The 19,049-nt window shown below is 60.9% G+C and carries 24 protein-coding genes; 17 read left to right on the top strand and 7 right to left on the bottom strand.

From position 1 onward, the window contains the following. Nucleotides 1-83: 83 nt before the first annotated feature. The 16 genes from GS612_RS05130 (at nucleotide 84) to GS612_RS05210 (ending at nucleotide 12,759) form a co-directional block, all read left to right on the top strand. Complete coding sequence (locus tag GS612_RS05130; protein ID WP_171639279.1) at nucleotides 84-1,244, top strand: phage portal protein; 1,161 nt, start codon at nucleotides 84-86, stop codon at nucleotides 1,242-1,244. Next, nucleotides 1,237-1,455, top strand: coding sequence for a hypothetical protein (locus GS612_RS05135; RefSeq protein ID WP_152458319.1), 219 nt, complete (start codon nucleotides 1,237-1,239; stop codon nucleotides 1,453-1,455). Before GS612_RS05130 ends, GS612_RS05135 begins: the two co-directional genes overlap by 8 nt. 26 nt (nucleotides 1,456-1,481) lie before the next feature. Beyond that, on the top strand, nucleotides 1,482-2,027 hold the full coding sequence (locus GS612_RS05140) for an HK97 family phage prohead protease (RefSeq protein ID WP_171639280.1): 546 nt from the start codon (nucleotides 1,482-1,484) through the stop codon (nucleotides 2,025-2,027). A 34-nt stretch (nucleotides 2,028-2,061) separates the two neighbouring features. Next, nucleotides 2,062-3,240: a phage major capsid protein gene (locus GS612_RS05145; protein WP_171639281.1), complete on the top strand. Its 1,179-nt coding sequence runs from the start codon at nucleotides 2,062-2,064 to the stop codon at nucleotides 3,238-3,240. A gap of 171 nt (nucleotides 3,241-3,411) precedes the next feature. Then, a complete protein-coding gene (locus tag GS612_RS05150; protein WP_171639282.1) occupies nucleotides 3,412-4,011 on the top strand; it encodes a head-tail connector protein in 600 nt (199 codons plus the stop codon). After that, nucleotides 4,008-4,346 carry a phage head closure protein gene (locus tag GS612_RS05155; RefSeq protein WP_171639283.1) on the top strand — a complete coding sequence of 113 codons (339 nt, stop codon included), beginning with the start codon at nucleotides 4,008-4,010 and terminating at the stop codon, nucleotides 4,344-4,346. Before GS612_RS05150 ends, GS612_RS05155 begins: the two co-directional genes overlap by 4 nt. After that, a complete protein-coding gene (locus GS612_RS05160; protein WP_171639284.1) occupies nucleotides 4,343-4,756 on the top strand; it encodes a DUF3168 domain-containing protein in 414 nt (137 codons plus the stop codon). Before GS612_RS05155 ends, GS612_RS05160 begins: the two co-directional genes overlap by 4 nt. A gap of 20 nt (nucleotides 4,757-4,776) precedes the next feature. Beyond that, the gene (locus GS612_RS05165) at nucleotides 4,777-5,190 is read left to right on the top strand and encodes a phage major tail protein, TP901-1 family (protein WP_170343937.1); all 414 of its coding nucleotides are present in this window, start codon (nucleotides 4,777-4,779) and stop codon (nucleotides 5,188-5,190) included. A gap of 4 nt (nucleotides 5,191-5,194) precedes the next feature. After that, entirely contained in the window at nucleotides 5,195-5,515 is a 321-nt protein-coding gene (locus GS612_RS05170; RefSeq protein ID WP_152458312.1) for a gene transfer agent family protein, read from the top strand. Further along, a complete protein-coding gene (locus tag GS612_RS05175; protein ID WP_152458311.1) occupies nucleotides 5,512-5,721 on the top strand; it encodes a rcc01693 family protein in 210 nt (69 codons plus the stop codon). The genes GS612_RS05170 and GS612_RS05175 overlap by 4 nt, the downstream gene beginning before the upstream one ends. Beyond that, on the top strand, nucleotides 5,708-6,370 hold the full coding sequence (locus GS612_RS05180; RefSeq protein WP_171228103.1) for a phage tail tape measure protein: 663 nt from the start codon (nucleotides 5,708-5,710) through the stop codon (nucleotides 6,368-6,370). The genes GS612_RS05175 and GS612_RS05180 overlap by 14 nt, the downstream gene beginning before the upstream one ends. 15 nt (nucleotides 6,371-6,385) lie before the next feature. Beyond that, nucleotides 6,386-7,018 (top strand): DUF2460 domain-containing protein, encoded by a 633-nt coding sequence (locus GS612_RS05185; protein WP_171639285.1) that lies wholly within the window; start codon nucleotides 6,386-6,388, stop codon nucleotides 7,016-7,018. Continuing rightward, nucleotides 7,018-7,905 carry a DUF2163 domain-containing protein gene (locus GS612_RS05190; RefSeq protein WP_171639286.1) on the top strand — a complete coding sequence of 296 codons (888 nt, stop codon included), beginning with the start codon at nucleotides 7,018-7,020 and terminating at the stop codon, nucleotides 7,903-7,905. Before GS612_RS05185 ends, GS612_RS05190 begins: the two co-directional genes overlap by 1 nt. Further along, on the top strand, nucleotides 7,902-8,348 hold the full coding sequence (locus GS612_RS05195) for an NlpC/P60 family protein (RefSeq protein WP_171231437.1): 447 nt from the start codon (nucleotides 7,902-7,904) through the stop codon (nucleotides 8,346-8,348). The genes GS612_RS05190 and GS612_RS05195 overlap by 4 nt, the downstream gene beginning before the upstream one ends. Then, the gene (locus GS612_RS20500) at nucleotides 8,348-12,463 is read left to right on the top strand and encodes a glycoside hydrolase/phage tail family protein (protein WP_253286100.1); all 4,116 of its coding nucleotides are present in this window, start codon (nucleotides 8,348-8,350) and stop codon (nucleotides 12,461-12,463) included. Before GS612_RS05195 ends, GS612_RS20500 begins: the two co-directional genes overlap by 1 nt. Then, entirely contained in the window at nucleotides 12,463-12,759 is a 297-nt protein-coding gene (locus GS612_RS05210; protein WP_171167653.1) for a hypothetical protein, read from the top strand. The genes GS612_RS20500 and GS612_RS05210 overlap by 1 nt, the downstream gene beginning before the upstream one ends. On the opposite strand, the gene GS612_RS05215 is transcribed toward GS612_RS05210, so the two are convergent. After that, on the bottom strand, nucleotides 12,740-13,078 hold the full coding sequence (locus GS612_RS05215; RefSeq protein ID WP_171639959.1) for a TraR/DksA C4-type zinc finger protein: 339 nt from the start codon (nucleotides 13,076-13,078) through the stop codon (nucleotides 12,740-12,742). The genes GS612_RS05210 and GS612_RS05215 overlap by 20 nt on opposite strands. Before the next feature lie 83 nt (nucleotides 13,079-13,161). Here GS612_RS05215 and cysE point away from each other — a divergent pair, with 83 nt between their 5' ends. Then, nucleotides 13,162-13,971, top strand: coding sequence for a serine O-acetyltransferase (cysE, locus tag GS612_RS05220; RefSeq protein ID WP_171639287.1), 810 nt, complete (start codon nucleotides 13,162-13,164; stop codon nucleotides 13,969-13,971). A gap of 4 nt (nucleotides 13,972-13,975) precedes the next feature. On the opposite strand, the gene GS612_RS05225 is transcribed toward cysE, so the two are convergent. The 6 genes from GS612_RS05225 to GS612_RS05250 form a co-directional block, all read right to left on the bottom strand. Continuing rightward, nucleotides 13,976-14,146, bottom strand: a complete 171-nt coding sequence (locus GS612_RS05225; RefSeq protein ID WP_171639288.1) for a hypothetical protein — start codon at nucleotides 14,144-14,146, stop codon at nucleotides 13,976-13,978. A gap of 226 nt (nucleotides 14,147-14,372) precedes the next feature. Beyond that, nucleotides 14,373-15,686: a pyruvate dehydrogenase complex dihydrolipoamide acetyltransferase gene (locus tag GS612_RS05230; protein WP_171639289.1), complete on the bottom strand. Its 1,314-nt coding sequence runs from the start codon at nucleotides 15,684-15,686 to the stop codon at nucleotides 14,373-14,375. A 14-nt stretch (nucleotides 15,687-15,700) separates the two neighbouring features. Then, the gene (locus tag GS612_RS05235) at nucleotides 15,701-17,074 is read right to left on the bottom strand and encodes a pyruvate dehydrogenase complex E1 component subunit beta (protein ID WP_171639290.1); all 1,374 of its coding nucleotides are present in this window, start codon (nucleotides 17,072-17,074) and stop codon (nucleotides 15,701-15,703) included. 15 nt (nucleotides 17,075-17,089) lie between these two features. Beyond that, a complete protein-coding gene (gene pdhA, locus GS612_RS05240; protein ID WP_171115415.1) occupies nucleotides 17,090-18,079 on the bottom strand; it encodes a pyruvate dehydrogenase (acetyl-transferring) E1 component subunit alpha in 990 nt (329 codons plus the stop codon). 170 nt (nucleotides 18,080-18,249) lie between these two features. Continuing rightward, the gene (locus tag GS612_RS05245; protein WP_171115419.1) at nucleotides 18,250-18,549 is read right to left on the bottom strand and encodes a septum formation initiator family protein; all 300 of its coding nucleotides are present in this window, start codon (nucleotides 18,547-18,549) and stop codon (nucleotides 18,250-18,252) included. 140 nt (nucleotides 18,550-18,689) lie between these two features. Beyond that, on the bottom strand, nucleotides 18,690-19,034 hold the full coding sequence (locus GS612_RS05250; protein WP_171639291.1) for a lysozyme inhibitor LprI family protein: 345 nt from the start codon (nucleotides 19,032-19,034) through the stop codon (nucleotides 18,690-18,692). Nucleotides 19,035-19,049: the final 15 nt, after the last annotated feature.

Raw genomic sequence — 19,049 nt, forward strand, 5'->3', positions numbered from 1 at the left:
CGCCCTATTCCAAAGCCCTAAACTTCTTTCCGTCATAACTCCTTTCAACAAGCCGGGCAGAGCGGCGGCAGAAAGGAGCACAGATGGTATTCGATTTCTTGCGTCGTGGATCGGCTGAAGCGGCGCCCGAGGCAAAAGCAAGCGCGGCGGGGCCGGTGGTGGCGTGGCAGACGGGCGGGCGCGTGGCCTGGAGCCCCAGGGACGCGGTGTCGCTGACGCGGACGGGGTTTTCAGGGAACCCGGTGGGGTTTCGCTCGGTCAAGCTGATAGCCGAGGCGGCGGCGGCTTTGCCGTTGGTGTTGCAGGATCAGGCGCAGCGGTTTGATACCCATCCGATCTTGTCCCTGATGCGCCGTCCGAATGCGGCGCAGGGGCAAGCGGAGTTGATGGAGGCCTTGTTCGGGCAATTGCTGCTGTCGGGCAATGCCTATGTCGAGGCGGTTCAGGCCGAGGAAGGCCTGCCGGTCGAGCTGCATGTGTTGCGCTCGGACCGGATGAGCGTGGTGCCGGGGGCGGATGGCTGGCCCAGGGCCTATGACTATGCGGTTGGCGGCAAGAAGCATCGGTTTGCGGCGGAAGCCATCTGCCATATCAAATCGTTCCACCCTCAGGATGACCACTATGGGTTCTCGCCGATGCAGGCGGCGGCGATGGCGATTGATGTGCACAACAGCGCGTCGCGCTGGTCGAAGTCGCTGCTGGACAATGCGGCGCGGCCTTCGGGAGCTTTGGTCTGGAAGGGCGATGGCCACGGGGTGATGGCGGAAGATCAGTTCCGGCGTCTGTCAGACGAGATCGAGGCGAACTATCGCGGGGCGCGCAATGCAGGCCGTCCGATGGTTCTGGAAGGCGGGCTGGATTGGAAGCCGATGGGCTTTTCGCCTTCGGACATGGAGTTTCAAAAGACCAAGGAAGCCGCCGCCCGCGAGATCGCGCTGGCCTTTGGTGTCCCGCCGATGCTGCTGGGGATTCAGGGTGACGCGACCTATTCGAACTATCAGGAGGCCAACCGGGCGTTCTATCGCCTGACCGTTCTGCCCCTGGTGACGCGGGTGGCGGCGGCGGTGTCGGACTGGCTGTCGGGCTTTACCGGCGAGGAGCTGGTGTTGAAGCCTGACCTGGATCAGGTGCCTGCGCTGTCCGCAGAACGGGATGCGCAATGGGCGCGGGTCAATGGGGCCGACTTCCTGACCAACGCCGAGAAGCGTGCCTTGCTGGGCCTGCCGGAGCGTGCGGATGGGTGAGGGATATCCCTCGTTCGAGTGCGCGCCAGGTCTGCGTCTGGCCGCGCATGAACGGGTGGCCGAGATCCAGCATGCACATCTGTGTCGGCGTCTGGATCAGATCGAAGAGATGATGGAGCGGCTGGAGCGTCGGCTGTGGCTGACGGTCTATGGCGTGGCGGCGGTGATCCTGGCACAGGCGTTTCAATCTCTCTTGGTGGTAGCGCCATGAGTTCAATGGGTTACATGGAGAAGTTCATGGATTTGGAACATAAGTTCGCACGGTTCGGCGACGGTTTGTCGGTTACGGATGATGCGATAATCGAGGGCTATGCAAGCCTGTTTGGGCAGGTCGATCAGGGCAGTGACGTGGTGCAGCGTGGCGCCTATCGCGGCTCGCTTGACAGGCTGGCCAGGGCGGGTCAGCGCGTCAAGATGCTGTGGCAGCATGATCCGGCCCAGCCCATCGGCGTGTGGGACGACGTACGCGAGGACGACAAGGGCCTGTGGGTCAAGGGGCGTCTGCTGGAGAGCACGCAGAAGGGCCGCGAGGCGGCAGAATTGATCCGGGCAGGTGCGATGGATGGTCTGTCGATCGGCTACCGCACCAAACGGGCCGTGAAGAATGACAAGGGCCAGCGGGTCCTGACCGAACTGGAGCTGTGGGAGGTGTCATTGGTGACCTTTCCGATGCTGCCCAGTGCGCGGGTGGCGGCGAAGGGAAGGACACCTGACGCCGAGGAAGCCCTGCGCTGTATTGCCGACGTATTCAACGATGCCCGGCAGGAGCTGGCGCGGAACTAGCGCGCCTCAAAACCACTCAGAACAGGACATGCTGATGAGCAAGACCGAAACCCCGGCCTTGACCGGAGAGGGTGCGCCCCTGGTTCAGGAGGTGAAGCAGGCGATGGCTGGCTTCGTGAATGAATTCAAGGGACTGAAAGCCGAAGTTAATACTAAACTGCAACAGACAGAAGAGCGACTGACCATGCTGGATCGTAAATCAACAATCGCGGCACGCCCGCATCTTGCCGCCTCGATCGAAGACGGAGCCCCGCATCAGAAGGCATTTGACGCCTATGTGCGGTCCGGCGAAGATGACGGGCTGCGTGGCCTCGAGATGGAGGCCAAGTCCCTGTCAACAGCGGTCAACAGCGATGGTGGCTATCTGGTTGATCCGCAGACTGCCGAGACGATCAAGTCGGTTTTGAACTCGACCGCCTCGATCCGTTCGATTGCATCGGTCGTGAATGTCGAGGCAAATTCGTTCGACGTGCTGATCGATCACACCGATGTAGGTGCGGGCTGGGCTGACGAAAACTCGGCCACAGCGGAAACCGGAACATCGTCGATCGATCGCATCTCGATCCCGCTGCACGAGCTGAGCGCGCTGCCCAAAGCGTCGCAGCGTCTGTTGGATGACAGCGCCTTCGACGTCGAGGGCTGGCTGGCCGGGCGCATTGCCGACAAGTTTGCACGCGCCGAGGCGGCCGCATTCATCAACGGCGATGGCGTCGACAAGCCCAAGGGGTTGATGATCCACCGAGCGGTTCCGAATGATGGCTGGTCCTGGGGCAGCCTTGGCTATGTCGCGACCGGTATTGATGCGGGTATTGATGCGGATGCGATTGTCGATGTGGTTTATGCGCTGGGCGCGCAGTACCGGGTCAACGGGACCTTCGTGATGAATTCGAAGACCGCAGGTGTGATCCGCAAGCTGAAGGACAGCGATGGCCGCTTCCTGTGGTCCGATGGTTTGGCCGCAGGTGAGCCGGCGCGTCTGATGGGGTATCCGGTTCTGATCGCCGAGGACATGCCGGATGTGGCAACCGACAGTTTCTCGATTGCCTTTGGTGACTTCCAGGCTGGTTACACCATTGCCGAGCGTCCTGATCTGCGCGTGCTGCGCGACCCGTTCAGCGCCAAGCCACATGTCCTGTTCTACGCGACCAAGCGCGTCGGCGGCGATGTCAGCGACTTTGCTGCGATCAAGCTGGTGAAATTCGGCACCGCCTAACGCGGGCTGAATCCCGGGGGGCCCTGGCCCCTCGGACGGCGGGCGCGGGCCGGAGTGAGATCCTCTGCGTTGTCTAGCTGCTCCCCTCCGTCCGAGCAACGTGGGGTGGCGCGTGCCCGCCATTTTCCAAGGATGGGGCCCTGGAGGGGTCCGAGATTGCGGAGTGAGTGGATGATGTTGATCGAAGAGACCGCCATCGCGGATGCGGCGCTGCCGGTGGATCAGTTCAAGGCGCATCTGAGGTTGGGCACGGGCTTTGCCGAAGATGATGTGCAGAATGAAGTGTTGAAGGGGTTCCTGCGAGCCGCCATCGCGGCGATCGAGGCGCGCACTGGCACGGTTCTGATCACACGGGATTTCTCGTGGAGTTTGAACAGGTGGCGCGACCCGTCGGGTGAAGTTCTGCCTGTGGCCCCGGTGGTTTCAGTGCAGGCCGTGACGCTGGCTGACAAGCAAGGAGCCGAAAAAGTTGCGGACGCCGCGACCTATCGCCTGGAGCATGATAGTCAGCGGCCCCGGATCCGCCCATTGGGATCCAGCCTGCCTGCCATCGAAACGGGTGGTTCCGTAAAGATTTCGTTTGTCGCGGGGATGGCGCAGGATTGGGGCGGGTTGCCTGCCGATCTTGGGCAAGCCGTGCTGCTGCTGGCGGCGCATTACTATGAATACCGGGATGAAACCTCATTGGGCGCTGGATGTATGCCCTTTGGTGTCACCAGCCTGATCCAGCGCTATCGCATGGTGCGTTTCGGGGCGGGGGTATCGCAATGAATACGCCGCATCTGAACCGTAAATTGGTGCTGGAGGCGCCAATGCGAAGTGCTGATGGGGCGGGGGGCTATACCGAAACATGGGCTGCGATGGGGACACTGTGGGCCGAGGTGACGGCGCGCAGTGGCGCCGAACGGCAGATCGCCGGAGCGTCCGTTTCGCGTGTCGGGTTCCGCATCGTGGTACGCGGAGCGCCCATAGGGTCTTCGATGCGCCCCGCGCCAGATCAGCGGTTTCGCGAGGGAAATCGCTGTTTCGTAATCCGGGCCGTGGCCGAGCATGATCCGCGCGGCAAGTTCCTGACCTGTTTCGCAGATGAAGAGGTGGCGGCATGAGCTATGGAGTTTCCGCCGCTTTGCAGGAGGCCGTGTATCAACAGCTTTCAGCGGACGCAGCAGTCAGCAGCCAATCGGGGGGCGCGATCTATGATGCCGTGCCCGCGGGAACCGTGCCGCAGACCTATGTGACGCTGGGCCCCGAAGAGGTGCGCGACGCGTCGGACCGAACAGGCGCGGGCGCGATACACCGCTTCACCGTTTCGGTGGTGTCCCAGGAGGCAGGGTTCGGTGCTGCCAAAACACTGGCGGGCGCGGTGTGTGACGCGCTGGAAAACGCGCCACTTAACCTGGTTCGCGGGCGTTTGGTGGGGCTGTGGTTCGAGCGGGCCTCGGCCCGGCGCACCGGGACCGGCGGCACCATCCGCCAGATCGACATGAAGTTCCGCGCCCGCGTGGAAGATGACTAAGCAATCAACGGAGAGAGCACATGGCTGCCCAGAACGGAAAAGACCTGTTGGTCAAAATGGATATGAACGGTACCGGCCTGTTCCAGACCATCGCGGGGCTGCGGGCCACGCGCATAAGTTTCAATGCTGAAAGTGTGGATGTCACCAGTCTGGAAAGCCAGGGTGGATGGCGCGAGCTTTTGTCCGGGGCGGGGGTCAAATCGGCTTCTATCTCTGGCTCGGGCGTGTTCAAGGATGCTGGCACGGATGAACGCGCGCGGCAGTTGTTCTTTGATGGCGAAACTCCGGCCTTTCAGGTCATCATCCCTGATTTCGGGATTGTAGAAGGCCCGTTCCAGGTGACCAGTATCGAATATGCGGGCTCGCACAACGGTGAGGCGACCTATGAGATGAGCATGGCCAGTGCCGGTGCTCTGACCTTTACGGCGCTTTGATCCGATGGCCAATCCGTGGACAGGCGAGGTGGCGCTGACCATCGATGGCGAGCAGCGGGTGCTCAAACTGACGCTTGGTGCTTTGGCGGAGCTGGAGCAGGAGCTGAATGCTGGGTCGCTGGTTGAGCTGGTGCAGCGATTTGAGGGCGGTGCGTATTCCAGTGCGGATGTTCTGGCGCTGATCGTTGCCGGTTTGCGGGGCGGTGGCTGGAACATTGCCCGGGCCGACCTGATGCATGCCGAGATCGAAGGCGGCCCCATGGCGGCCGCCAGAACAGCAGCCGAATTGTTGGCGCGCGCCTTCATGGTGCCGGAGGGCGCATGAGCGGGTTCGACTGGCCTGCCCTGATGCGGGCCGGATTTCTGGGGCTGCGACTGACGCCGGATCAATTCTGGCGTCTGACCCCGGCAGAGCTGCGGCTGATGCTGGGGCAGGGTTCCGGAGCGCCCGCAATGAACCGGGCGGGGTTGGACGCTTTGCTGGCCGCCTATCCGGACAAGACACAAGGAGAGCGTGATGACAGATCGTGACGGGTTTGAGGACCTGCAAGAACGAGGCGAAGCGCTGGGCGATTCCCTCGGCGATGCTGCGACTATGGCGGCGGCGTTTGACAGCCAGATGAAGCGCATCAGCGCCGCATTTGAAGAGACCGGCAAGGATGTCGCCACGCTGGAGCGCGGCATGTCCAGTGGATTGCGCAAGGCCTTCGATGGTGTCGTTCTGGATGGGATGAGCCTTTCCGGTGCGTTGGATATCCTGAGGAACTCGTTGATCCAAACGGCTTATGCGGCTGCGATCAAGCCGGTGACGGACCACTTTGGCGGCATGCTGGCCAACACGGTCGGCGGGTTGGTGAAGGGAATTCTGCCCTTTGCCGATGGCGGCAGCTTCAGCCAGGGCCGGGTGATGCCCTTCGCCAATGGCGGTGTGGTCAGCGGCCCGACCATGTTTCCCATGCGCGGCGGCACCGGGCTGATGGGAGAAGCCGGGCCAGAGGCGATCATGCCGCTTGCGCGCGGGGCCGATGGCAAGCTGGGCGTGCGGACGCAGGGCGCCGGGCGTGCCGTGAATGTCGTGATGAACATTTCGACACCTGACGTGCAGGGGTTCCGCCGCTCTCAGGGGCAGATTGCGGCCCAGATGAGCCGCGCGCTGGGGCGCGGCAATCGCAACAGGTAAATCAGGGAGCAGCTGATGAATTTCCACGAGGTGAGATTTCCCGCCAGCCTGAGCTTTGGCTCGGTCGGGGGGCCGGAACGGCGCACGGACATCGTGACGCTGGCCAATGGTTTTGAAGAGCGCAACACCCCCTGGGCCCATTCGCGTCGCCGATATGATGCGGGGTTGGGGATGCGTTCGCTGGACGATATCGAGACACTGATTTCGTTCTTCGAAGCGCGGCAGGGCCAGATGTTCGGCTTTCGCTGGAAGGACTGGTCGGATTTCAAATCCGGCAAGGCCACGGCGGACATCAATTTCGGAGATCAGGTGATCGCCAAAGGCGACGGAACACGCACCGAGTTCCAGTTGATCAAGACCTACCAATCGGGCGGAGTAAGCTATGCGCGCCCCATCGTGAAACCGGTATTGGGGACGGTGCGTCTGGGGCTGGATCAGGATGAGGTCCGCGAGGGCGTGGATTTTGACGTTGATCTGACGACGGGCAGGGTCACCTTTGCGGACCCGCCGCCGGAAGAGGTCGATATCACCGCGAGTTTTGAATTTGATGTGCCGGTGCGTTTTGACACCGACAAAATCCAGACCAGTGTTGCCAGTTTTCAGGCCGGCGACGTACCGAATGTTCCAGTGGTCGAGGTGCGCATCTGATGGCTGAAGATATCAAGGGCCTGCACGCGCATCTGCAAAGCGGGTTGACAACGGTCTGCCGCTGTTGGGCGATCAAACGCACGGACGGGCAGGAATACGGTTTCACCGACCACGACATGGAGCTGAGTTTTGACGGGTTGACCTTCAAGGCCAGTACCGGCCTGACGGCCGCCGCCATCGAGCAGGCCACGGGCCTGTCCATCGACAACACGGAAGCGATGGGCGCCCTGTCTGACGCGGCCATTCGCGACGAGGATATCGAAGCGGGGCGTTTTGACGGGGCCGAAGTGCGCGCCTGGCTTGTCAATTGGGCAGATCTGGATCAGCGCGTCCTTCAGTTCCGTGGTTCTATCGGTGAATTGCGCCGCTCTGGCGGCGCGTTCCATGCGGAATTGCGTGGCCTGACCGACTTGCTGAACCGCCCTTTGGGGCGCGTTTACCAAAAGCCTTGCACGGCTGTGTTGGGGGATCGGGCCTGCCGGTTCAACACCGACACGCCGGGGTATTGGTTCGACGGTGTGATCTCGGGTTTCGATGGCGGCACCCTTTTGCATGTTGTAGGAGGCCAGACCATTGAAGAAGGCTGGTTCGAACGGGGGCGCGTGGATGTTTTGTCCGGTTCTGCCAAGGGGTTGTGGTCTTCGATCAAGAATGACAGGCAGACGGCAACCGGGCGCGAGATCACGCTTTGGTCCGGTTTCGGGGCAAGCCTGGCGGTCGGCGACAGTGTGAAACTGCGGGCAGGATGCGACAAACGCATGGAAACCTGCCAGTTCAAGTTCAACAACTTTCTGAATTTTCAAGGGTTTCCAGATCTTCCGGGCGAAGACTGGGTCATGGCTGTTCCCAAGAAAAGCAAAGCCAATAGCGGAGGCAGCTTACGATGACGATACGTAGAGAGGATATTGTGACAGAGGCGCGCAATTGGCTTGGAACGCCTTATATGCATCAGGCCTCGGTCAAAGGTGCCGGTGCGGATTGTCTGGGCCTGTTGCGCGGCGTTTGGCGCGCCGTGATCGGGCGGGAACCTGAATCTGTTCCGGCCTACAGCATGGACTGGTCCGAACCGCAGGGTGAGGAACGGATGTGGGTGGCTGCCAGGCGGCATCTGGTCGAAAAACCAATAGGCAAAATGGCATCGGGGGATGTTCTGCTGTTTCGGATGCGCGACGCAAGCGTCGCCAAGCATCTGGGCATCGTCAGTACCACGCACCCCGAGCCCCGCTTTATTCACGCGTATTTCGGCCACGGCGTCGTGGAGAACGCACTGAGCAGGCCCTGGTACCGCCGTATCGTTTCCTGTTTCGAATTCCCGATGGAGATGCATTGATGGCCACTATTCTTCTTTCTGCAGCCGGGGCCGCGCTGGGCGGTTCGATCGGGGGCACGGTTGCGGGCCTTTCAACCGCGATTATCGGTCGGGCCGTCGGTGCGACGGTCGGGCGGGTCCTTGATCAGAAGTTCTTTAACCAGTCCGTTATGGGCAGCGGCAGTGAGGTCGTCGAAACCGGCCGCATGGATCGGTTTCGGTTGACGGAAACTGGCGAAGGTGCGCCGGTGACCACCGTGTTTGGCCGTATGCGTGTGGGTGGTCAGGTCATTTGGGCTTCGGATTTTCTGGAGACCCAGGCGAGCACCACAGAAGGTGGCGGCGGCGGGGGCAAGGGGAAACCCAAGACCCCTGAGGTGACTACGGTCACGTACAGTTACTCGATTTCGCTGGCGATTGCGGTCGGCGCCGGTGAGATTGCCGATGTCGCGCGCATTTGGGCGGATGGAGAAGAGCAAGATCGATCCAGCCTCAACATGCGGGTTTACCATGGCACGTGGGATCAGTTGCCGGATCCTCTGATCGAGGCGATTGAAGGCGCTGGAACGGTTCCAGCATATCGCGGAACCGCCTATGTCGTGATCGAGGACTTCCCGCTCGGCGCTTTTGGCAACCGGGCGCCGCAGTTTTCATTTGAAGTTGTGCGCCCCACGCAGCGGGACATGCCCGATCACGACAGTGCATTGCCTCAGATCGTGCGCGGGGTCGCCATGATACCGGGGACCGGAGAATACGCTCTGGCCAGCTCTCAGGTGAATTATTCACAATCTGGCAAGAGCTGGCCTGCAAACGCACATTCCGCGTCCGGCACCTCGGATCTTGTCTCCTCGACCCGAGCGCTGGAAAGCGAGTTGCCCAATTGCGATGCTGCATCATTGGTGGTGTCGTGGTTCGGCGATGACCTGAGATGCGGACATTGCAAGATCCGGCCAAAGATCGAACAGCGTGAGAACGACAGCAGCGATATGCCCTGGATCGTATCTGATCAGGCCCGAAGCGACGCCGGGCTTGTGGTGCGACAGAACGGCCGCCCGTTCTATGGGGGGACTCCGGCCGATGCGGCCGTGGTCGAGGCGATCCGACATCTGAACCAATCCGGCAAACGGGTGATGTTTTACCCCTTCATCCTGATGGAGCAATTGCCGGGGAACGGGCTGCCTGATCCCTGGTCGGATGCGTCAAGTCAGCCTCACCTGCCATGGCGTGGGCGGATTACCCTGGATGTGGCGCCGGGGCGTCCGGGTTCCGTGGACCAGACGGCATCGGCCGATGCACAGGTCGCTGCGTTCTTTGGATCAGCACGGGCACAGGATTTTGCGATCAGTCAGGATACGAACGGATCGGGCGGCACCGGCGGTGGCTCGGGTGGTCTGGTCAGGCCCAGACCGGGTGGTCGGCCTGACGACAGAGGGGATACCGGTTTAACTTGGGTCTCCGGGGGCGGTACCTTTGGCGGGCTGCTGGGGGACAGCGGTGTCACGGCCAAAGAAATCATCACATATTCCGGCCCTCAGGAATGGGGCCTGCGGCGTTTCATTCTGCACTATGCCATGCTGTGCAAGGCTGCCGGCGGCGTTTCGTCATTCTGCATCTCGTCCGAGATGCGTGGCCTGACCCAGATCAGAGGGACTTCGGGCTTTCCGGCCGTTGCGCAGCTTCGCGCCTTGGCGGCCGAGGTGCGTCAGATTCTGGGGCCGAACACCAAAATCGGCTATGCAGCGGATTGGAGCGAGTATTTCGGATACCAGCCAAAGGGCACCAGCGACAGGTATTTTCACCTCGACCCTCTCTGGGCGGACGACAACATCGATTTCATCGGCATCGACAACTACATGCCGTTGTCCGATTGGCGCGACGGTGAACACCATCTGGACGCCGAGGACGGCGCGCCTTCGATTTACGACCTGGGGTATCTTCGCAGCAATATCGAAGGCGGTGAAGGGTATGACTGGTACTACGCTTCTCGGGAAGAGGCGGAGGCGCAGATCAGGACTCCGATCGAAGATCAGGGGCATGACGAGCCGTGGATCTGGCGATACAAGGACCTGCGCAACTGGTGGTCGAATCCGCATCACGAACGGATCGGAGGCGTGCGTCAACCCAACCCGACCGATTGGGTGCCCGGATCGAAACCGATCTGGTTCACCGAGTTGGGGTGTGCGGCAATCGACAAGGGCACGAACCAGCCGAACAAATTCCTGGACCCGAAGTCATCGGAATCGCTGTTGCCCGCGTATTCAAACGGGCTGCGCGACGACTTCATTCAGGTTCAGTATCTGACGGCGATGCTTGGCTATTGGAGCGATCCGAAGGTCAATCCGATCTCGGGCATCTACGGCGCGCCGATGCTGGACATGGCAAACGCGTATGTCTGGGCATGGGATACCCGCCCGTTTCCGACCTTTCCGAACCTGAAAAGCCAGTGGGACGATGGCGAGAACTATCCCAGAGGGCACTGGCTGAACGGTCGGTCCGGGTCTCGCACGTTGGCCTCCGTGGTGACCGAAATCTGCCACGGTGCAGGTGTCACGGATATAGACGTCTCTGGTCTGTACGGTGTGGTCCGCGGGTATGTCATCGAAGACGTGACGAACGCTCGTTCCGCCTTGCAGCCGCTGATGCTGCGCTATGGGTTTGATGCGATCGAAAGGGATGGAGTGTTGAAGTTCCAGATGCGCGACGGGTACGGCGCGGTTGCCTTGAATCCCGACCATCTGGCGATCAGCAGTGATCTTGAGGGCACGGTTGAACACCGGCGCGAGGCCGAGGCCGAAATGACCGGGCGCGTTCGTCTGCGCTTTGTTCAGTCGGACGCGGATCATGATGTCGTCGCGGAAGAGGCGGTTTTGCCCGATGATCGCACCCATTCCGTATCCGTGAATGAGATGCCTCTGTCCATGACCCGCGCCGAAGGGCGGCAAACGGCCGAACGCTGGTTGAGCGAAGCCAGAGTTTCCCGCGATACGGTTCGGTTTGCGCTTCCGCCGTCTCAAATGCACCTGGGGGCAGGGGATCTGGTTCGTTTGACAGATGCTGAAACCGGGCCGGTGTACCGGATCGACCGGTTGGAATCCGCCGACTTGCAACTTGTTGAAGCGGTCCGGATTGAACAGGGCGTGTACAAAGCGTCCGAATTGAATGACGACCCGGCAACGCTCAAACCATATGCGGCGCCGGTCCCCGTGCTGCCGGTTTTTCTGGATCTGCCCTTGATCACGGGGGCCGAGGCCCTTCATGCGCCTTATCTGGCCGTTACCGGAGATCCATGGCCCGGGGCGGCAACGGTCTATTCCTCGTCCAGTGACGATGGCTATCGCCTGAGCGACGTCATTGCCCAGCGGGCAGTGGTCGGCGTGACCGAAACACCGCTGAGCCGCGCCAGTGTCGGTGTCTGGGATGAGGGCCCTGCCTTGAAGGTCAAACTGCTTGCAGGTCAGTTGGAATCCCGCCCGCGCAGCTCGGTGATGAATGGCGTCAATCTGGCTGCAATCGGTGACGGAACACCCGGTAACTGGGAGGTTTTTCAGTTCGCTGACGCGGCGCTCGAGACCCCGGATGTATACGCGTTGTCCGGGCGGCTCAGGGGTCAACTGGGAACAGACGCCTTGATGCCTGATGTCTGGCCGGATGGATCGGTATTCGTGCTGCTGAATGACAGGGTGCAACAGATCAGCCTGCTGCGAAACGAAAGGCGTCTTGCCAAACATTATCGCATTGGGCCTGCGACCCGCGGCTATGATGACCCGTCCTATCAACACCTGATTGCCTCGTTTGCAGGCAACGGATTGCGCCCCTATGCGCCTGTGCACATGCGGGTTCGGTCTGGTACCGCCGGGGATGAGCTTACGTGGATCCGACGTGCCCGAACGGATGCGGATGACTGGTCGGGGCTGGAGATTCCCCTGGGCGAAGAAAGCGAATCCTACCTGGTCCGTGTCATTTCGGTTGGAACCGTTCTGCGCGAAGAACTGATATCCGAACCAAGGTGGACTTATTCGACTGCCATGAAAGCGGCGGATGGTCTGTCCGGGGGCTATGAGGTCGAAGTGGCCCAGGTATCTGCTGTATTCGGACCGGGAGCCTGGTCGCGTCTTGCGGTTGGGCAAGCTGCTTGATGCGGCCGGTTCTGCATGGAGATGTCAGTGCTGCGGCGCGCGCCTTGCTGGCCGTGCCGCAGCCGGACAGGGGGGCTTTGTGTGTGCGGATGATCCACGAGGCGGAATTGGCCGACAGGCATTTGGAGCGCACGGGCAAGCTCCACCCGGTTTACGGCAATGGTTCTCTCATGGCCGTTGCGCGAAACAGGGCCCTGGCCGATGAACCCGGGTTTGACGATCTGCAATATTGCAAGTGTTTTGAGATGGTTCTGCACCAGCTTGCCAGATTTCAGGCTAGCCGGACGCGCAGCTAACGCATTTGCTGGCAGCCAGATCCAGATTCAGCCGCCCATCCGGAATGCGCTCGCCGCAGTCTTCGCAATACCCGAACTCGCCCGCTTCAAGCCGTTCCAACGCGGCCAGAAGCCGGCGTGTTTCCATATCGCGATTGGCCTGCTGTGCCTTGGCCATGGCTTGATTTTGCAGCGCATCCATGCGGCTCAGCCGTCCAACGGCCTGTTGATCCAGCTCGACAACAGCCTGAGACTGCTGCCCCGACGCTGACATCTGCTGCAATTCCGACAATCGCTCGCGAATTCGTGTTTCGAAATGGGTGCGCTCTGACTCATTCATTTTCGTTACATGACCGATCATGGGTTTGCGTTTGGTCTTTTTGCCACTAAATGGCATTCTAGGCGCAGCAAAGGATCAAAGCCATGTTCGAAAAGCGCAGCCATGTGACACCGGTTGATCCGGTCTGGACCCGTATCACATCCGAAGCCCATGCGGCCGTCGAGAAAGAGCCCCTCATGGGGGGGCTCGTGCACGCCTGTATCCTGCATCACCGCAGCCTTGAACGGGCGCTTTCATATCGGGTGGCGGCCAAGCTGTGCTCGAACGAAATGTCGATGATGGTTCTGCGTGAAATCGTGGATGAGGCATATGCCGACGATCCGGGTTTGCTCGAAGCTGCTCGGGCGGACCTTATGGCCGTTTACGAACGTGACCCGGCCTGTCATCGGCTATTGCAGCCGATCCTGTATTTCAAAGGGTACCAGGCCATGCAGGCCTATCGCGTGGCCCATTGGTTGTGGCGCAAGGGGCGCTATGATCTGGCCTATTTCTTCCAGATGCGCTCATCCGAGATTTTCGGGATCGACATTCACCCGGCAGCCAAAATCGGCAAGGGCATCATGATCGACCATGCCCATTCCATCGTGATTGGCGAGACGGCAGTGGTGGGCGACAACGTGTCGATGCTGCACTCGGTGACGCTGGGCGGAACCGGCAAGGAAGAAGAAGACCGTCATCCAAAAATCGGAGACGGTGTTCTGATCGGGGCCGGGGCCAAGGTGCTGGGCAATATCTCCATTGGCCATTGCAGCCGCATCGCCGCAGGTTCGGTGGTGCTGCAAGAGGTGCCGCCCTGCAAGACGGTCGCCGGTATCCCCGCCAAGATCGTGGGGGAAGCCGGGTGCGACCAGCCTTCGATCTCGATGGATCATATGCTGGGCAAGGATCAGTAACAGCTCAGCGAGAGCGGTTGGCGCGTTTGTCCAACCGCTTGCGCCGCTGTTCTTCCCGTTTTTGTTTGCGAAGCTCTAGCCGTCTGTCCTGTGCGGCTTTCTGCCGGGCAATCGCGGCCGGATCGTTTGGCTTGAACTTTGAATGCTCACCCGTATAGCTGTTGGGCTTTGCCATGGCACATTCAGGTGCCGTGGCTGCGGGTATCGCCAAAACAGTCAGGCTGAGAATGAGATTTCTTGAGAGCATCGCGCACCTGCCTTCCGTCTGCTTCTAAAGGAAGGAAGTGGGGCGCTTGGATACATCGGGCAATCGGTGCCCCGATCACGCAAGTTCAATTCAGTGCAAACACTTGAGGCTGCCCGCGCTCCGGCTGTCCGGGGCACGGGCATCATTCGGGTCGTCAGGCCAGCATGACCATCGGGTTTTCCAGGTTGTCGACAATAGCCTTGAGCAGTTCTGCCCCCAGCGCGCCGTCGATGACGCGGTGATCGACGGACATGGTAACAGACATTACGGTCGCCACCGTCAGTTCTCCATCATCCCCGACAACGGGCTTTTTCACGCCGGTGCCCACCGCCAGAATACCGGCATGAGGCGGGTTCACGATGGCGTCGAAATTGTCGATGCCGAACATACCCAGGTTCGAGATGGCAAACGTGCCCCCCTGGTATTCATGCGGTGCCAGCTTGCGCTCGCGGGCACGGGCGGCGAGGTCCTTCATCTCGGTCGACAGAGCAGACAGAGATTTCATGTCGGCGTCCTGAAGAACCGGGGTGAACAACCCGCCCTCGATCGCGACCGCGACGGCCACGTCCGATGGCTTGAGTTGCAGTACGCGGTCGCCCGCCCAGACGGCGTTGCAGGCCGGAACCTGCTGCAACGCGTTGGCGACGGACTTGATGATGAAGTCGTTGACGCTCAGTTTCACGCCACGGCCTTCCAACTGCTTGTTCAACTGGCTGCGGAACTTCAGCAGTGCATCCAGCTTGATGTCGCGGCGCAGGTAGAAATGCGGGATGGTCTGTTTGGCCTCGCCCAGACGCGCAGCGATGGTTTTGCGCATGCCGTCGAGCTGAATCTCTTCGTATTCGCGACCCTCATACATCCGCGCGACCATATCCGCGGACGGTCCTGAGGCCGCCGCCGGCGCAGTCGCAGGTGCGGTTGCGGTGGCTGCCGGGGCAGGGGTCGTCGCAGTGGCCGTCGCGCCTTCGACATCCGCCTTGACGATGCGGCCATGCGGGCCAGAGCCTGTGATCTGTGCCAGATCGAGGCCTTTCTGCGCAGCGATCCGTCGGGCTAGAGGGGAAGCAAAGATACGACCGCCATCCGCCTTGACCGGAGCGGCCGGCGCAGGGGCAGGGGCGGGCGCCTCGGACGCCGCAGGGGCGGCGGCCTCGTTGCCCGCGTCGGCTGCGGGGGCAGCCTCCGGGGTCTTGGCCGGGGCCGCGGCGATGTCATCGGCGCTTTCGCCATCTTCCAGCAAAATCGCGATGGCGGTATTGACTTTGACCCCTTCGGTGCCTTCGGGGATCAGGATCTTGCCGACGATGCCTTCATCGACGGCTTCGAACTCCATCGTGGCCTTGTCGGTTTCGATCTCGGCCAGCAAATCGCCGGAGGAGACGGTGTCGCCTTCCTTGACCAGCCATTTGGCGAGCGTGCCTTCCTCCATGGTCGGCGAAAGGGCGGGCATCAGAATTTCGGTGGGCATCTGTCTGTCGCTCCTTACCGGTAGGTCACTTGTTTGACGGCTTCGATCACCTCGTCCGTAGTGATCAGGGCCAGCTTTTCGAGGTTCGCGGCGTAGGGCATCGGAACATCCTTACCGGTGCAGTTGATGACCGGCGCGTCGAGATAGTCGAATGCTTCCTGCATCACGACGGATGAGATGTAGCTGCCGACCGAACCTTGCGGCCAGCCTTCTTCCACAGTCACCAGACGGTTGGTCTTCATAACCGAGTTGATGATCGCGCCGGTATCCATCGGACGGATGGTGCGCAGATCGATGACCTCGGCGCTGATGCCGTCTTCGGCCAGCCTGTCGGCGGCTTCCAGCGCGTATTGCATGCCGATGCCGAAGCTGACGATGGTCGCGTCCGAGCCTTCGCGCCAGATGCGGGCCTTGCCCAGCGGCACGGTTAGGTCATCGACCTGCGGCATGTCGAAAGAGCGACCGTAGAGGATTTCGTTTTCCAGAAAGATCACCGGGTTGGGGTCGCGGATGGCTGATTTCAGCAGGCCTTTGGCGTCGGCTGCCGAATAGGGCATCACCACCTTCAGGCCGGGGATCTGCATGTACCACGCGGCATAGTCCTGGCTGTGCTGGGCAGCCACGCGCGCGGCGGCGCCGTTGGGGCCGCGGAACACGATCGGACACCCCATCTGACCGCCGGACATGTATAGCGTCTTGGCGGCCGAGTTGATGATCTGGTCGATCGCTTGCATCGCGAAGTTGAACGTCATGAACTCGACGATCGGCTTCAGCCCGCCAAAAGCCGAACCCACGGCGATGCCGGCAAAGCCGTGCTCGGTGATCGGTGTGTCGATCACGCGTTTGGGGCCGAATTCGTCCAGCAGACCCTGGGAAATCTTGTATGCGCCCTGATATTCCGCGACTTCCTCGCCCATCAGATAGACGTCTTCGTCGTTGCGCATTTCTTCGGCCATCGCGTCACGCAGCGCTTCGCGAACGGTTTCGGATTTCATCTCGGCATCTGCGGGCCAGTCGGGCGAAAGATCCACCACCGGAGCGGCCGGGGCCGCAGCGGCAGGAGCGGGGGCCTCGACCGCCGCAGGGGCGGCTTCGGCCACCGCTGCGGCTGCCGGTGCAGCCGTGGGCAGGGCCGAGGCGTCTTCGCCTTCTTCGACCAGAACCGCAATCGGGGTGTTCACTTTGACCCCTTCGGTGCCTTCGGCGATCAGGATCTTGCCGACGATACCCTCGTCGACAGCTTCAAATTCCATTGTCGCCTTGTCGGTCTCGATTTCGGCCAGGATGTCACCGCTGGAGACGGTGTCGCCTTCCTTGACCAGCCATTTGGCCAGCGTGCCCTCTTCCATCGTGGGTGAAAGGGCGGGCATGAGAATTTCGGTTGCCATGTCTTATTCGTCCTCTCAGGCGTAAATGTCGGTCCAGAGCTCTTCAACGGCGGGCTCGGGGCTTTCTTTCGAGAATTCGGCGGCCTGATTGACGATCTCTTTGATTTCCTTGTCGATCGCCTTCAGGTCATCCTCGGTCGCGTGTTTGCCGGTCAGAAGCAGCTCGCGCACATGTTCGATCGGGTCGCTTTGTTCGCGGACTTTCTGAACCTCTTCGCGGGTGCGGTACTTGGCCGGGTCAGACATCGAGTGGCCGCGATAGCGGTAGGTCTTGACCTCAAGAATGTAAGGGCCCTTGCCGGCGCGGCAGTGGGCAACGGCCTTTTCACCAGCAGCTTTGACGGCCAGCACATCCATACCGTTGACGATCTCGCCGGGAATGCCGAACGCTTCGCCGCGCACATAGATATCGGGTGACGAGGTCGAACGCGCCTGCGCTGTGCCCATGGCGTATTGGTTGTTCTCGATCACGAAAACCACGGGAAGATCCCACAGGGCGGCCATGTTGAACGTCTCATAGACCTGACCCTGGTTTGCGGCACCGTCGCCGAAATAGGTAAAGGTCACGCCGCCATTTTCCTTGTACTTGTCGGCAAAAGCCAGACCGGCACCCAAAGGCACCTGCGCGCCGACGATGCCATGGCCCCCATAGAAGTGCTTTTCCTTCGAGAACATGTGCATCGAGCCGCCCTTGCCCTTGGACAGGCCGCCTTCGCGCCCGGTCAGTTCGGCCATCACGCCGCCCGGGTCCATGCCACAGGCCAGCATATGGCCGTGGTCACGATACGAGGTGATCCGCTTGTCGCCGTCCTGTGCTGCCGCTTCGAGCCCGACAACAACCGCCTCTTGACCGATGTACAGGTGGCAGAATCCGCCGATCAGGCCCATGCCATAAAGCTGACCCGCCTTTTCTTCGAATCGACGGATCAGAAGCATCTCGCGGTAGTATGTCTTGAGTTCTTCCGCAGAAACATTTGGTTTCTTTGTGGTTTTTCGCGCAGCCATAGTGGCGATCTCCCCCTTTCGGCAAGATAGTTTAGCGTTAAACTATCTCATAAAGCATTTGGGGCTTTCTGGCGAGGGGAAATGTGACGCAGCGTCCGCGCGGGCGTGGCGCAGCCGACAGGCAAAGCGGTGCGACGATGGTCCGAAGGCGTCCGGCAGCCCAAAAAGGATCAGCGGATCACGATCTCATCCGCCCGGATCATGCCAAGAACCGAACGCGCCTGCTGATCGAGCAGGTCAAGATCCAGATAGGTGTCGGACAGGCGCCGAGTCAGGTTTTCCAATTCGGCGATTTGGGCATTCAGCTTTTCCAGGTCCTGTGACAGGGCGTCCCGTTCCGCAGCAATTTCGACCCGCCGAAACAGGCCATAGTCACCTTGTACGGCGGCAAAGGTGAAATACACACCAAGCATGAAAGCCACCGAGAAGAAGATGATTGAGCCCAAACCGGGCCGATGGGAACGGGACACTCTGTTTACCGCCGTATGAAAACTAGCCTCAAAAACGTGCCCTTTGCGAGCATCTGAAAACACTATGTCACAGGTGATTCGGGTTGTGAATCCCCTGTTTCGATTTTTTCATCAGTAATTTAAGCGCGTCCTGATCCGCGTCAGCGCCATGATTCCAGCGCCTGATTTCGCGCGACGGTCTGTTCTTTCATGCAGGTCCAGTAGAACATCGGCGCAGCGCTGCCGCCGCCCGACAATTCCGTGTCACAGGTTACGTCTCGGGCCTTCAGCCAGGCGCGTTGTTCGGTCAGAAGGGCATCACCGTCGCCGCGCGCATCGGTTGCGGGCTTGATCTGTGCCCACAGCCGGTTGAGTTCACGATCAGCGGCCTCCCATTGTTCCTTGGCGCAGAAATTGGCGTCAAGCTGGGTTTGGCCGCTGCAACTGGATTGAGCAGCGGCAGAGCAGGGCAGGTTCATTAGGACAAGAAGGTAAACTGGCTTCACGGTAATATCCCCCGT

The sequence above is a fragment of the Ruegeria sp. HKCCD6157 genome, from assembly GCF_013110685.1.
Taxonomy (GTDB): domain Bacteria; phylum Pseudomonadota; class Alphaproteobacteria; order Rhodobacterales; family Rhodobacteraceae; genus Ruegeria.